The following is a 13,862-nucleotide window of genomic DNA, read 5'->3' as shown; positions in this document are numbered from 1 at the left end:
TGGGCCCACCAGGACTCGAACCTGGAACCAAAGGATTATGAGTCCTCTGCTCTAACCATTGAGCTATAGGCCCGTCGCGGGAATTGTAACCGTGGGTAGCAAAAAACCCGCCGGTTGCGGCGGGTTTTTACGTCGAAATTGTGTAACTTCACTCAATATCAAGGAAGCTGCGCAGGGTTTCCGAGCGGCTGGGGTGGCGCAGCTTGCGCAGGGCTTTGGCCTCTATCTGGCGGATGCGCTCGCGCGTCACGTCGAACTGCTTGCCCACTTCTTCCAGCGTGTGGTCGGTGTTCATGTCGATGCCAAAGCGCATGCGCAGCACCTTGGCCTCGCGCGGGGTCAGGCCGGCCAGCACGTCGCGCACGGTTTCGATCAGGTTGATGTCGGTGGTGGCTTCCACCGGCGACATCACATTGGTGTCTTCGATGAAATCACCCAAATGCGAGTCTTCATCGTCGCCGATCGGGGTTTCCATCGAAATGGGCTCTTTGGCGATTTTCATGACCTTGCGGATTTTGTCCTCGGGCATGTCCATTTCTTTGGCCAACTCTTCCGGCGTGGCCTCGCGGCCGTACTGCTGGAGCATCTGGCGCGAGATGCGGTTGAGCTTGTTGATCGTTTCGATCATGTGCACCGGGATGCGGATGGTGCGCGCCTGGTCGGCGATCGAGCGGGTGATGGCCTGGCGGATCCACCACGTGGCGTAGGTCGAGAACTTGAAGCCACGGCGGTGTTCGAACTTGTCCACCGCCTTCATCAGGCCGATGTTGCCTTCTTGGATCAGGTCGAGGAACTGCAGGCCGCGATTGGTGTACTTCTTGGCGATGGAGATGACCAGACGCAGGTTGGCCTCGACCATTTCCTTCTTGGCCTTGCGTGCCTTGGTCTCGCCATAGGCCATCGCGCGGTTGATTTCCTTGAGATCAACCAAGGTCACCTGAATGGTCTTTTCGATAGCGAGGGTGGCTTCTTGTTCGGCAATGATTTTTTCGCGCACATCACGCAGCGCGCTGCCCCACTTCTGCTTGCGCTTGAGCAGTTCATCCACCCATTCCAGATTGGTCTGGTTGCCTTCCCACGCCTTGATGAAATCTTTCCGCGGCATCTTTGCCACGCGGGTGGACAGGTCAAGGATGCGGCGCTCGTGCTCTTTGACTTGGTTGACCACGTCACGCAGCTGCTTGACCAAGACATCGGTCAACGGCAGCGGTAGCTTGAGGGTGACAAACACGGCGGCCATTTCTTCGCGCGCCTTCAGTGCCGGCTTGGAATCCGCGCCGCCCTTGGCCACCGCTTTCAAGAAGCGCGCATGCGCTGCACCCATCGCTTCCATACGCGCCGCCACTTCCACCGGATCCGGCCCGGTCGGTGCCGGCTCATCGGCGTCACCACCGGCATCGGCATCGTCATCCTCGCCGTCGCCCTCGACATCGGCATCCTCTGCGATCACCGGCACAACCTCTGGCTCTGGCTCATCATCGTTAAAGCCCACCACGATTTCAGCCAGCCGCTTCTTGCCGGCCTTATGCAGCGCGTAGTCTTCCAGCAGCATATTGGGTGACAGCGGGAAGCTGGCCAGCGCGGCGTTCATCTGCGCTAGGCCTTCTTCGATGCGTTTGGCGATCGCGATTTCGCCTTCGCGGGTCAGCAGGTCCACCGTACCCATCTCGCGCATGTACATGCGCACCGGGTCGGTGGTGCGGCCACCTTCGGCGTCCAGCGAGGTCAATGCCGCGGCAGCTTCTTCGGCGGCGGTTTCATCGACTTCGCGACCGCCCACTTGCTGGCCGGCCAGCAGCATGGTCTCCACATCGGGGGCGGCTTCGTGCACCTCGATGCCCATGCCATTGATCATGCCGATGATGTCTTCAATTTGCTCCGGATCGACCATGTCGTCGGGCAGGTGATCGTTGACTTCGGCATAGGTCAGATAGCCCTGTTCCAAACCCTTGCTGATCAAGAGCTTGATGTCGGACTGGGGTGCAATCTGCCGTTCGTTGGCCATGGGCGGGGTACCGTATCGTGAGGATCTGCGCAGGACGCAGCAAAGAGAACCAAGCATTATACCGCGCAGCCGGCGGATACGCTTGACGCAGGTCGGGTGCGTTCAGGGGCGCAACAGGAACGTTGCCGGCCCGTCATTGACCAGACTGATCACCATATGGGCACCAAAGCGGCCCGTTTCCACCCCCGGCGGGTGCATTTCCCGACAAATTTCCAGCAGCCGCGCGAAGTGGCGTTCAGCTTGTGCCGGTGGCGCGGCGGTGGTGAAGCTGGGACGCATCCCGCTGCGGGTATCGGCCGCCAGGGTAAATTGGCTGATCAAAAGCAAGCCACCACCAATATCGGCCAAAGATCGGTTCATCTTGCCGGCATCGTCTTCGAAAATGCGATAACCCAGCATGCGCTGCGCCAGCCGGTGCAACTGCGCCTCGGTATCCCCCGGCTCAATCGCCACCAGTGCTAACAGGCCGGGGCCAATTGCGCCCAGCACGACTCCATCCACACGCACGGCGGCTTCAGACACGCGCTGGAGTAGGGCAAGCATCCACGTATTGTAGGGGTTGCCTGCATGCACCGGGCAGCTTGCTTACACTGCACCGATGTCCGCCTTGCTCCGTTTCTTGCAACTGCCACGCGGCGTGCGCGCCGCGCCTGCCATCCAGCGCGACACGCTTGCCATCACCCTGACCGATGGCTCCACGATCGAGGTGCTGCGCGTGCGCGATCCGCGCGCCAAGCGGATCAAGTTGGCGGTCGATGAACGCGGGGTGCGTTTGACCCTGCCGCTGCGCGCCGCCCTGCGTGAAGGTGATGCGTTTTTGCAGCAGCACCGCGCTTGGCTGGCCCGGCAGCTGCATGTGCACGCCAATACCCACGGCGAGGCGCTGCGCCGCGATGTCACCACTGCCTTGCCGCTGCGCGGGGTCGAGCTGCCCTTGCATTGGGCGCTGGGGCGGGCGACACGCCTAGAGCTTGAAACCACCGGCACGCTGTATTGCCAGGCGCCAGCGCAGGCCGGGCCTGCCGCGCTACAACGCGCGCTGCGGGATTTTTACGAGGCCCAGGCCCGCAGCGATCTGGCCCGCTTGCTGCCGCGCTATTTGCCCAGCCTGCCACGTGCGCCACGGCGGTTTGTGTTCAAACGGCCCAGCACGCTGTGGGGTTCGTTGGCCCCAGACGCCACCGTGTCACTGGATTTGGCCTTGATGCTGGCGCGTCCCGCCGCCTTTGAATACGTGCTGGTGCACGAGCTGTGCCACCTCGTGCACGCCAACCATTCGCCGCAGTTTTGGCAGGCGGTGCAGGTGCGCTTCCCGCACTGGCGTGAGGAGCGCGCCTATTTACGCAGTGACGGGCGCGCCCTGAAAGGTCGGCTGCGGCAACTGCTGGCCGGATAGCGGCGCAATACACGTTCCCTGAAATTGGAAACGCCACTGCATCAAGGGGAATGCATTTCATGAAACATACACTGCGCCAACTATCCTGCCTGCTCGCCGTCAGTGCGATCGTTGTGCTGCCCGCCTGCAAGAAAGCCGCAGAAAAAGCCACCGAGGCCGCCATCGAGCACGCCACTGGGGTGAAGGTGGATAAAGATGGCAACCAAGCCACCATCAAGACCGATAAGGGTGATGTCCACATCAGCACCGCCGATACCGGAGGCAATGTGACTTTGCCGGCGACATTTCCCACCGATATCGTCCTGCCCGCGCAACACAAAGTCGCCAGCGTGGTGGACATGGCCGGTATGCAGATGGTCAACATGACCACCACCCAAGCCGTGAATACGGTGTATGCCGATACCGACAAGGGCATGCAGGCCGGCGGCTGGAAGCGCGATGTGGCGATGCAAACCGGCGACGGCGCCACTTTGGCGTTCAGCAAAGACAAGCGGCAGGCGTTTTTCCAGCTGGCCAAGTCCGATGATGGCGGCACCCAGTTGGCCATTCGTACCGGCACTGCGGAATAAGCCTCAACCGCATAAGCCTCAACCGCGCAGAAAATCCAATATCACGCCCGCCACGGTGGCGGGCTGCTGCATATGCAGGTGATGCCCACCAGGCAAGGTGCACAAGCGCCCCTGCGGCAATCGCGCCACCCGCCGCTGACGCTCGGCATCGGGAAAATATGGCTGCGCCGGCGTGGCAAAGATGGCCAAGCTGGGACATTCGATCGCATCCAGCACCGCATCCACTTGTGCTGCGGTCATGCGCGTCAAACTGGGCAACGTCAGCCGTGGGTCGCTGCTCCAGACGTAGCCCGCTTGCACCGCACGCACACCGCGCGCAACCAAGAGCCGTACCAGCGGCGCATCCAAACCACTGCCCGGCACTCGGCTGGCATGCAAACGTGCCTGCACGGCGGTGTCCACATCCGCAAATACCCGCAGCCCGCGCGTTGCACGTTCGCGCTGCGCCGCCAGTGCTTCGCGCATGCGCATGGCGGTGCGCTCGGGGGGTTCGGTCAGCGCACCCAGCATTTCGATCGCCACCAACTGCGTGATCCGCTGCGGGCAGGCGGCCGCCAGCAAGCTCGCAATCCCCGCCCCCATCGAATGCCCCAGCAGCGCAAACTGCGCCCAGCCCAGTGCATCGGCCACGTCCAGCACCGCCATCAACGCGGTGTTGAAGCTGTATTCGGCACCCGCCGGCAAATGCAGGCTGCGGCCATGCCCGGGCAAGTCCATTGCCACCAGATCCAATGCTTGCAGGTGCTCGGCCAGCGGCACAAAGCTGGCGGCATTGTCCAACCACCCATGCAGGGCCAGCACCGGCAGCCCTTTGCCGTGGTTGCGCAATGCGCAAATGCGCCCCTGCGGGGTGTCAAATTCACACGTGTGCATCAACGCCACCCCGCATCGGTCAGCGCCAGCGCCGCCAGCGCATCGGCATGTGCATCACTGGCATTCAGGCAGGGGATATAACGCAGCGCAGCGCCACCGTGGGCTTGGAAAACCTGCGCCGCTTGAATGGCGATTTCTTCCAATGTTTCCAAACAATCCACCGCAAACCCCGGGCAAGCCACATCGACCGTGCGCACGCCGGTGCTGGCCAGTTGCCGCAAGGTATCCAGCACATCCGGCTGCAACCATTTTCCTTTGCCAAACCGCGACTGGAACACCAGCATGATGTCCTCGCGGGCAATGCCCAAAGCCGCCGCAATCGCCTGTGTGCTGGCCTCGCATTGGCTGGCATACGGGTCGCCGGCAGCCACCAAGCGCTGTGGAATGCCATGCAAGGACAGCAAGAGGCGCTCGCCGCGCCCGTGTCCCTGCCAATGGCTGCGGATCGACGCCGCCACCGCTGCGGCCCAACCGGCAGCGGTGTGGTAGTCGTGCAGCATCTGCACCTGCATGTCGCCGGCGTGGGCGGCAAGGGCATCGGCCACGCTGGCGGTGGTGGTGGTGGAGTATTGCGGATACAACGGCAACACCCGCAGTTGGGTGATGCCTTCGTCCCGCAACTGATGCAGGCGTGCGGCCACCGCTGGGCTGCCGTAGCGCATCGCATGCAGCACCCGCCAATCGGGCAGACGCGCCTGTACCGCCTGCGCCAGCGCCGCTGTGTGCACCGCCAGCGGCGAGCCACCTTGCAACCACACACTGGCGTACTTTTGCGCCACATGCGGGCTGCGTTTGGGCAGGATGCGATACCGCAACAACGGCTGCCACAACCAGCGCGGCAGCTGCACCACGCGGCGGTCGGACAGAAATTCAAGCAGATACGCGGAGACCGCCGCCGCAGTCGCGGCAGATGGGGTTCCCAAATTGACGAGCAACAATGCGGAGGTGGGCTTGCGATCACTCATCGGTATAGGATCGCATGCGCCGCCAGCCTTGCGTGCGGCTTATCATCGATTCATCACCACCACGCCACGATGCGGTATCCCCCACCGCCGACACGGAGAGCACGATGCCCGCCACCCCGCGCCGCCTGAGCCTTGCCCTTGCCATCCTGATTGCTGCCGGCAGTGTTGCCGCCGGCACCCGCGAAGATGCCCGTGCCGATAATGCCGTGCGTGTGTTGCAGCAAATTCAAGCCATCCCGGAATCCTCGATCCCCGACCGCCTGCTGGAAGAGGCCAAAGGGATTGTGGTGGTGCCCGACACCCTCAAAGCCGGCTTCATGCTGGGCGGCCGCCGCGGACTGGGCCTGATGTCGGTGAAAACCGCCAATGGCAGCTGGTCCAACCCGGTCTATATCAAGCTTTCCGGGGCCAGCTTCGGTTTGCAGGCCGGGGTGCAATCGGCCGATGTGATTTTGGTGTTTCGCAGTGAGCGCGGTCTGGACACTATCGTCAATGGCAAATTCACCCTGGGTGCCGATGCTGGGGTGGCCGCCGGCCCAGTGGGCCGCAATGCCGCCGCCGCCACCGATGGCGCGATGAAGGCCGAGATCTGGTCGTGGTCGCGTGCGCGCGGGCTGTTTGCCGGGATTGCACTGGATGGCGCGGTGCTGTCGATCGACAATGGTGCCAACGGGTCTGCCTATGGTGCCGGCAGCACGCCACGGATGATTTTTGAAGGCCGCGCCCCACAGCAGCCATCGGCCACCATCACCCACTTCCGCGATGCGCTGGAAGAAGCCACCGCCGCCGCCCGTTACGCCCGTCAGCGCGCCAACCCACCACCGCCACCGGTCGATCCCAATGCAGCCACCGTGCAGCCACTGGACAGCCACAACCCGGCCACCACCACGCCACTGCCGGCCACGCAACCTTTGCCGCAACCAGCGGTCAAACCCTAAACAGGCATCCGGGCCGCTGCCAGCAGGCCCGCGAGTCTGGGTAAAATCCATTTCATCCACTTCACTCAAAGGCACGCAATCATGGGCGGTTTCAGCATTTGGCATTGGTTGATCGTGCTCGCCATCGTGTTGCTGGTGTTTGGCACCAAAAAGCTCACCTCGGGCGCACGCGACTTGGGCAAGGCCGTGAACGAATTCAAAAAAGGCATGAGTGGTGATGACGACAAGCCAGCGCCACGCCTGAGCGAAGACAAGCCGGCGAGCACCAGCGAACAAAAACAGCACGACAACGTCGTGCAATAACCGCGCGGGCCGCGGCAGTGTTTGATTTTTCGCTAGGCGAAATGCTGGTGGTCGCCTTGGTGGCCTTGGTCGTGCTGGGCCCCGAACGCCTGCCCAAAGCCGCGCGCTTTGCCGGTCTGTGGGTGCGTCGCGCGCGCGCGCAATGGCATTCCGTGCGCACCGAGTTGGAGCAAGAACTGGCCAGCGAAGAACTCAAACGCAGTCTGCAAGACACCAAGAACGCCATCACCGAAACCGACCGCCAGCTACAGGGGCAGTTGCAACAGACCCAGACGCAGCTGCATGCACTGGCCAGCCTGCCTCCCAATGCTGCGGAGCATACTGCGGTGAATATTGCGGTGAATGCGGCGGCGAATGCCGAGCCACCGGCGGGCGTCGCACCGCTTGCTGCCGAACGTGACCCGCAGCATGACTGACGCCGCATCCGACGCCGAACGCCCGCTGATTGCGCACCTGCTGGAACTGCGCATGCGCCTGCTGCGCGCAAGTATCGGTCTGTTGCTGGTGCTGGCCTGCTTGCTGCCGTTTGCCAACACCTTGTATGCCTATCTGGCGCAGCCACTGTTGGCCAAGTTACCCAAAGGCGGGCAGTTGATCGCCACCCAAGTGGCTTCGCCTTTTTTTGCACCGATGAAGTTGGCATTTTTTGCCGCGCTGTTGATCAGCATGCCGTGGCTGCTGTATCAGGCATGGGCATTTGTGGCGCCCGGTTTGTATAAACGCGAAAAACGATTGGCGCTGCCGCTGCTCAGCTCGGCGCTGCTGCTGTTCTATGCCGGCTGCGCGTTTGCTTATTACCTTGTGTTGCCGATGGTGTTTGGGTTTCTGGCCCGGGTCACCCCGGCAGGGGTGGCGATGATGACCGATATCGCCGCTTATCTGGACTTCGTGCTGGTGCTGTTTTTGGCGTTTGGCTTGGCGTTTGAACTGCCGGTGGCGCTGGTGATCTTGGCCCTATTGGGGTGGGTGACCCCGGCGCAACTGCGCGAAGGTCGTGGTTACGCCATCGTGGGGATTTTTATCGTGGCGGCGGTGTTGACCCCACCCGATGTAGTCAGCCAATTGATGCTGGCCATCCCGATGTGTCTGCTATACGAGGCCGGCATCATTGCCGCCAAATGGGTGACCCCACGCAGCCAAGCCGATGGCGCTTCTGCCTGAACCCCTGCCGGCGCGGTTCTGGGTGCGCTATGCCGCATGGTCGTTGGATGCCGTCTGCCTATTCCCTGGCATCGCCATCTTGGGCGGCGCGCCACTGCGCGCGGCATGGGCACAATGCACAACCAGTTTGCAGCAATTGACCGCCGACATGAGCCGTCTGCTGGATGCCGCGCTCGCGCAGGGGCAAGCCCCCACCGCCATGGCGCTGGCGTGGCTGTCCGACCCGCACCTACTGGCCAGCATCGACCAATTGCAGTCGGCCCTGTTCACCTTGGCCTTGCTGCCACCGGCGCTGTATGCGGTGCTGGCCTGTGCGTGGTCGCTGGGCTTCGAGGCTTCGCGCGGGCAGGCCACCCCCGGCAAACGCGCGCTGGGTTTACAGGTCATCCGCATGGACGGGCAGGCGATGACCGTGGGCATCGCCCTGCGCCGCTTTCTGGCTGCCGGCTTGAGCTGGCTGACCCTCAACCTGGGGCACGCAATGGCCGCATTCGCGCCGTATCTGGCCCTGCACGACCGCCTGAGTCACACCCGTGTCGTGGCCGCATCCCCGGGGCTGCCGGCTTGGGCCAAGCTGTGGCTGGGGATGCAAGCCGCCGCATTTCTGCTGGCGTGCCTGTGGTTGTTCCAATGGCTGCAAGCGTTGATGCAGGCGTCGATGAGCGCCGCACTGGGCGGGCTGTAGCGCGTGGCTCAGGCTTCGGGCTCAGGCTTCGGGCTCAGGCTTCAAAGCCGTGGATTGGCTGCAACGGTGGCGGCATCGACGCATCCCCGAAGGTATCGCGCCATGCCAGATAGGCAGCACCGGCCACCAGCACCAAGACCACTGCGGCAAACCCCAGCATTGCCAGCATCGCCAGCAAGCTACCGACCGCCGCGTGGATCAAGCTACCCAACACCCCCAGCAAACCCGCCACCAGCAGCACCACGAATGCGGCCAGCATCAACGCCCCCAGAAACAACACGCCCGCGAGTAGATTTGCCCCGATGTTGCGTACCGACGCCTGCAAAGCATTCCGCAAGGTTGCGCCCAAGTGTTCACCCGAAAACAGCATCAGCGGGATCGAGAACAGCATCAGCGCATAGCTGAAGTAGTTGAATGCCAGTTGCACCAAAAACAGCAGCCCCGGATGTTGCGGCTCCGGCAGCACCGGAGTGGCCCCCTGCATCGCCGACTGCATGGCGTGCAGGTAATCGCGCCAGTAGTCGCCGCCGGCGATCGCCATCATCAACAAACCACCCACGACGGCCAATACCACTTGCACCACGCCCAACCACGCCAACCGTCGCCCCTGCGCGCTGCGCAGCGGAACAAACACATCGCGGGCGCGTACCGGCCGCCCGGCTTCGGTTTCGCGAATCACATGCATCAGGCCGCCCAACAGCACCGGCACTAATACCATGATGGCCAGCGTCAAGGGCAGCGCCACCGCCATTACCACGCCCAAATCGGGGGTTTTACCGGTCGCCTTGCCGCCCAGCATGAAGGTGGTCAAGACCAGCACCATCACCAAGACAGCGGCATACAGCGCCGCGATGGCCAATAGCGCCGCCCCAAACACCGCGCGCGGATTTTTGGCACCCAAATCAATTGCCTGCCGAAACCACACCAAGCCCTGACTGGCCGGCAACCTACGAATGTCCATGCTGCGCCTCGAAAAGATACGCACAGGATACCGGAGTGCGTGTCAACGCTGGGCGTGGCGGACAAATCGACGCAAGATTTTGCGTGCCAGCGGGGCGGCACTGACTGCGTGTGCCAACTGCTTGGCATTACGGCCTTCGTGCACCAATGCGTCCTGCCGCGCACGGATATAGCCACGCATATGGGTGGTGCTGAATTCGGGATGAAATTGCAGCCCCCACACCTGCTGCCCCCAGCGGAACGCATGGCAGGCATCGTGCGCATTGCGCGCCAACACGGTGGCACCGGCGGGCACTTGCAGCACGCTTTGCAAATGCGTGGCCTGCGCTGGGAAGCACGGTGGCAAGCCCTGAAACAGCGGGTCTTGCTGCGCCTGCGGGTGCAAATCAATGGCCACCGTGCCCATCTCGCGCCCCTGTGGGTTATTGCCCACACTGCCACCCAGCGCATGCGCGATGAGTTGATGACCGTAGCAGATGCCCAGCAGCGGCATACCGGCATGCGCGGCGCGATGCAGCCACTCGGCGCTGCGTTCACTCCAGTCGCGACGCTCGGTCACCATCGCCGCCGAGCCGGTAACAATGACCCCGGCAAACCCGGCACGTTGCGGCAACGCGGCACCAGCTTCCACATCCACCACCACGGCGGCGTCGCGTTCCAAGCCGGCCGCTACCCGGATCCAGTGGGCAAAACTGCCATAGCGGCGCATCGAGGGCGTGGGTTGGCCGGTTTGCAGAATCAGAAAAGGTGTACGCATAGGAAGGGATACGGCGGACTGGCACTTATACTACCCAGCCACGTCGTTATTGCCCGTCAAGATGGCCACCCACCGCGTTTCGATCACCTTTCAGGAACTCATCACCCGCCTCAACGCCTATTGGGCCGAACAAGGCTGCGTGTTGATCCAGCCGCTCGATCTTGAAGTCGGCGCCGGCACCTTCCACCCGGCCACGTTTTTGCGCGCGATCGGCCCGGAGCCGTGGAATGCCGCCTACGTGCAGCCTTCGCGGCGTCCCACCGATGGCCGCTATGGCGACAACCCCAACCGCTTGCAGCGTTACTACCAATACCAAGTGGTGATGAAGCCCTCGCCGGACAACATCGTCGCGCTGTATTTCGATTCGCTCAAAGCCCTCGGCATCGACCCGCTGGTGCACGACCTGCGTCTGGTCGAGGACAACTGGGAATCACCGACGCTGGGTGCGTGGGGCCTGGGCTGGGAAGTGTGGTTGAACGGCATGGAAGTGACCCAATTCACCTACTTCCAGCAGGCCGGCGGCCTCGAATGCCGACCGGTGCTGGGGGAAATCACCTACGGGCTGGAACGCCTGTGCATGTATCTGCAAAACTGCGACAACGTGTATGACCTGATATGGACGTATGGCCCGGACGGTGCGCCGGTGCGTTATGGCGATGTGTATCACCAGAACGAAGTCGAGCAGAGCGCCTACAACTTCGAACACGCCAATGTCGAAGAAATGTTCCACCGCTTTGATGCCTGCGAAGCCGAAGCGATGAAGCTGGTCGAGGTGGGTCTGCCGCTGCCGGCGTATGAGCAAGTGACCAAGGCCAGCCACAGCTTCAACCTGCTGGACGCGCGTCGTGCCATTTCCGTCACCGAACGCCAGCGCTACATCCTGCGCGTGCGCAAACTGGCACAGGCGGTGGCCGAAAGCTATTTCGCCCAGCGCGAGAAGCTCGGGTTTCCGGGACTGAAGATGCGCGCTGCTTGAAGCCCCTCTCCCCCCTCGGGAGAGGGGTTGGGGTGAGGGTTCGTCAATACCCGAATCCATGCCCACATCGCACCCTCATCCGCCCTTCGGGCACCTTCTCCCGAGGGGAGAAGGAAAACGAAAAGAGTCACGACATGACGCACATGCAACCCCTCCTGATCGAACTGGGCACCGAAGAACTTCCGGTCAAGGCACTGCCCGGTTTGGCGCAGGCGTTTTTCGATGGCGTGATTGCCGCACTGGACAAGCGCGGCGTGGCGATCGAACGCGGCGCGGCCAAGCCGCTGTATTCGCCGCGTCGCCTCGCGGTGCTGTTGCCGGGTGTGGCCAGTGAGCAACCCGAGCAGCACAGCGAAGTGTTGGGCCCATACCTGAGCATCGCACTGGATGCCGACGGCCAGCCGACCAAGGCGCTGCAAGGCTTTGCCGCCAAGGCCGGGGTGGACTGGACGACGCTTGAGAAAACCAGTGACGGCAAGGGCGAGCGCTTCGTGCATCGCGCGACAACGCCCGGCGCGGCCACCGCCGATTTGCTGCAAGACGTGCTGAACGACGCACTGGCGGCGATGCCCATCCCCAAGCCCATGCGCTGGGGCGCGCATAGTTACGGCTTCGCCCGTCCGCTGCACTGGCTGGTGGCCTTGCTGGGCGATGACATCGTGGAACTCGAAGCGCTCGGCATTCGCGCCACCCGCATGAGCCGTGGTCATCGCTTCATGCACGAAGGCCCGGTGTGGATCGCGCGCCCGGAGGAGTACGTCGAAGCGCTGCGTGCCGCGCATGTGCTGGTGGATCCGGACGAGCGTCGTGCCCGTGTGGTGGCCGAAGTGGAAGCGGCGGCGAAAGCCGCTGGCGGCAGCGCCCGCATCAGCGCGGACAACCTGGAACAGGTCAATTGCCTCAACGAATGGCCGGTGGCGGTGGCTTGTGCGTTCGAACGCGCCTTCCTGGACGTGCCGCAGGAAGCGCTGATCGAAACCATGGAGGTCAACCAGAAGTTCTTCCCGGTGCTGGATACCAACGGCAAACTCACCGAGCATTTCATCGGCATTGCCAATATCGAATCCAAGGATCCGAACGAAATCCGCAAAGGCTACGAGCGCGTGATCCGTCCGCGTTTCGCCGATGCCAAGTTTTTCTTCGATGAAGATTTGAAGCAGGGTTTGGAAGCGATGGGGGCCGGCTTGGCCACTGTCACCTACCAAGCCAAGCTGGGCAGCGTGGCCGACAAAGTGGCGCGGGTGGCGGCGCTCGCGGAAACGATTGCCGCGCAGGTCGGCGCAGATGCGGCAGCCGCCAAACGCGCGGCAATGCTGGCGAAGAACGACCTGCAAAGCCGCATGGTCAACGAATTTCCGGAATTGCAGGGCATCGCCGGCCGTTACTACGCGCAGCGTGCCGGCGAGCCGGACGACGTGGCATTGGCCATCGACGAAAGCTACCGCCCGCGCTTTGCCGCTGACGATATCGCCGCCTCCACCTTGGGCAAAGTGTTGGCGATTGCGGAGCGGTTGGACACCCTCGCCGGTGGCTTTGCTGCCGGTCTCAAACCCACCGGCAACAAAGACCCGTTCGCGCTGCGCCGCAATGCGTTGGGGCTGGCGCGCAGCATCATCGAATCCGGGTTCGAGTTGAACTTGCAAGCGCTGCTGGTCTCCGCCAACAATCAGTTGGCTGGCAAAGGCGTGCAGGCCGATGCACATGAACTCTACGACTTCATCCTCGACCGCCTGCGCGGCTACTTTGCCGATCGCGGCGTGCCGGCGGCGCACTTCCACGCGGTGGCTGAATTGAAGCCGGCCTCGCTGACCGACGTTGCCCGCCGCGTCGATGCCATCGGCGTGTTCGCGCAACTGCCCGAAGCCGCCGCGCTGGCCGCCGCCAACAAGCGCATCGGCAATATCCTCAAAAAAGCCGACATCGCGATTCCATTGCAGGAAGACGCGGCCCTGCTGCGCGAACCAGCCGAACTGGCGCTGGCCGAAGCGGTGGAAGCCGCCTATGCGGAAACCGGCCCGGCGCTGGCACACGGCGACTACGTGACCGTGCTGACCCGCTTGGCGCACCTGCGCACCCCGGTGGATGCGTTCTTCGACGCGGTAATGGTCAATGCCGACGACCCCGCCCTGCGCGCCAACCGCCTCGCCCTGTTGCAACGGCTGGCACAGCGGCTGGGCAGCGTGGCCGCGATCGAGCATTTGTCGGGCTGATGCGCGGAAAAGCCATCTGCAAGATGGCGCGCCTGGAGGGGTGAGCGGCACCGCTTGCGAAGCG

General features: G+C 63.1%; 15 protein-coding genes and 1 tRNA gene. 9 read left to right on the top strand and 7 right to left on the bottom strand.

The window, feature by feature from the left end; genetic code table 11:
• The 3 genes from PK789_RS10345 to dtd form a co-directional block, all read right to left on the bottom strand.
• Positions 1-73 (bottom strand) — tRNA-Ile (locus PK789_RS10345).
• A gap of 75 nt (positions 74-148) precedes the next feature.
• Entirely contained in the window at positions 149-2,005 is a 1,857-nt protein-coding gene (gene rpoD / locus PK789_RS10340; protein ID WP_324308672.1) for an RNA polymerase sigma factor RpoD, read from the bottom strand.
• A gap of 102 nt (positions 2,006-2,107) precedes the next feature.
• Entirely contained in the window at positions 2,108-2,548 is a 441-nt protein-coding gene (gene dtd / locus PK789_RS10335; protein ID WP_324308671.1) for a D-aminoacyl-tRNA deacylase, read from the bottom strand.
• A gap of 55 nt (positions 2,549-2,603) precedes the next feature.
• On the opposite strand from dtd, the gene PK789_RS10330 reads away from it, so the two are divergent.
• Positions 2,604-3,401 (top strand): M48 family metallopeptidase, encoded by a 798-nt coding sequence (locus PK789_RS10330; RefSeq protein WP_324308670.1) that lies wholly within the window; start codon positions 2,604-2,606, stop codon positions 3,399-3,401.
• A gap of 59 nt (positions 3,402-3,460) precedes the next feature.
• A complete protein-coding gene (locus PK789_RS10325; protein ID WP_324308669.1) occupies positions 3,461-3,970 on the top strand; it encodes a hypothetical protein in 510 nt (169 codons plus the stop codon).
• An 18-nt stretch (positions 3,971-3,988) separates the two neighbouring features.
• On the opposite strand, the gene PK789_RS10320 is transcribed toward PK789_RS10325, so the two are convergent.
• Together PK789_RS10320 and hemH are read right to left on the bottom strand one after the other, a co-directional pair.
• Positions 3,989-4,843 (bottom strand): alpha/beta fold hydrolase, encoded by an 855-nt coding sequence (locus PK789_RS10320; protein WP_324308668.1) that lies wholly within the window; start codon positions 4,841-4,843, stop codon positions 3,989-3,991.
• The gene (gene hemH / locus PK789_RS10315; RefSeq protein ID WP_324308667.1) at positions 4,843-5,808 is read right to left on the bottom strand and encodes a ferrochelatase; all 966 of its coding nucleotides are present in this window, start codon (positions 5,806-5,808) and stop codon (positions 4,843-4,845) included. Before hemH ends, PK789_RS10320 begins: the two co-directional genes overlap by 1 nt.
• A gap of 104 nt (positions 5,809-5,912) precedes the next feature.
• Between hemH and PK789_RS10310 the strand changes: the two genes are divergently transcribed.
• The 5 genes from PK789_RS10310 to PK789_RS10290 all read left to right on the top strand — a co-directional run bounded on the left by PK789_RS10310 (position 5,913) and on the right by PK789_RS10290 (position 8,895).
• Positions 5,913-6,746, top strand: coding sequence for a lipid-binding SYLF domain-containing protein (locus PK789_RS10310; RefSeq protein WP_324308666.1), 834 nt, complete (start codon positions 5,913-5,915; stop codon positions 6,744-6,746).
• Positions 6,747-6,827: 81 nt separating this feature from the next.
• The gene (gene tatA / locus PK789_RS10305; RefSeq protein WP_324308665.1) at positions 6,828-7,049 is read left to right on the top strand and encodes a Sec-independent protein translocase subunit TatA; all 222 of its coding nucleotides are present in this window, start codon (positions 6,828-6,830) and stop codon (positions 7,047-7,049) included.
• Between the two features lie 17 nt (positions 7,050-7,066).
• Positions 7,067-7,465, top strand: a complete 399-nt coding sequence (gene tatB / locus PK789_RS10300) for a Sec-independent protein translocase protein TatB (RefSeq protein ID WP_324308664.1) — start codon at positions 7,067-7,069, stop codon at positions 7,463-7,465.
• Complete coding sequence (gene tatC / locus PK789_RS10295) at positions 7,458-8,210, top strand: twin-arginine translocase subunit TatC (RefSeq protein ID WP_324308663.1); 753 nt, start codon at positions 7,458-7,460, stop codon at positions 8,208-8,210. The genes tatB and tatC overlap by 8 nt, the downstream gene beginning before the upstream one ends.
• The gene (locus PK789_RS10290) at positions 8,194-8,895 is read left to right on the top strand and encodes an RDD family protein (protein ID WP_324308662.1); all 702 of its coding nucleotides are present in this window, start codon (positions 8,194-8,196) and stop codon (positions 8,893-8,895) included. The genes tatC and PK789_RS10290 overlap by 17 nt, the downstream gene beginning before the upstream one ends.
• Before the next feature lie 34 nt (positions 8,896-8,929).
• Here the strand turns inward: PK789_RS10290 and PK789_RS10285 are convergent, their stop codons facing one another.
• On the bottom strand, positions 8,930-9,856 hold the full coding sequence (locus tag PK789_RS10285) for a DUF2189 domain-containing protein (RefSeq protein ID WP_324308661.1): 927 nt from the start codon (positions 9,854-9,856) through the stop codon (positions 8,930-8,932).
• A 42-nt stretch (positions 9,857-9,898) separates the two neighbouring features.
• Positions 9,899-10,612: a glutamine amidotransferase gene (locus PK789_RS10280; RefSeq protein ID WP_324308660.1), complete on the bottom strand. Its 714-nt coding sequence runs from the start codon at positions 10,610-10,612 to the stop codon at positions 9,899-9,901.
• A 61-nt stretch (positions 10,613-10,673) separates the two neighbouring features.
• Between PK789_RS10280 and glyQ the strand changes: the two genes are divergently transcribed.
• The gene (glyQ, locus tag PK789_RS10275; RefSeq protein ID WP_324308659.1) at positions 10,674-11,588 is read left to right on the top strand and encodes a glycine--tRNA ligase subunit alpha; all 915 of its coding nucleotides are present in this window, start codon (positions 10,674-10,676) and stop codon (positions 11,586-11,588) included.
• Positions 11,589-11,722: 134 nt separating this feature from the next.
• Positions 11,723-13,798 (top strand): glycine--tRNA ligase subunit beta, encoded by a 2,076-nt coding sequence (gene glyS, locus PK789_RS10270; RefSeq protein ID WP_324308658.1) that lies wholly within the window; start codon positions 11,723-11,725, stop codon positions 13,796-13,798.
• The last annotated feature ends 64 nt before the right edge of the window (positions 13,799-13,862 follow it).

Origin of the sequence: Thermomonas sp. (assembly GCF_035369645.1) — a bacterium.
Lineage (GTDB): Bacteria > Pseudomonadota > Gammaproteobacteria > Xanthomonadales > Xanthomonadaceae > Thermomonas.
This window is presented reverse-complemented; position numbering and strand designations above follow the sequence as displayed.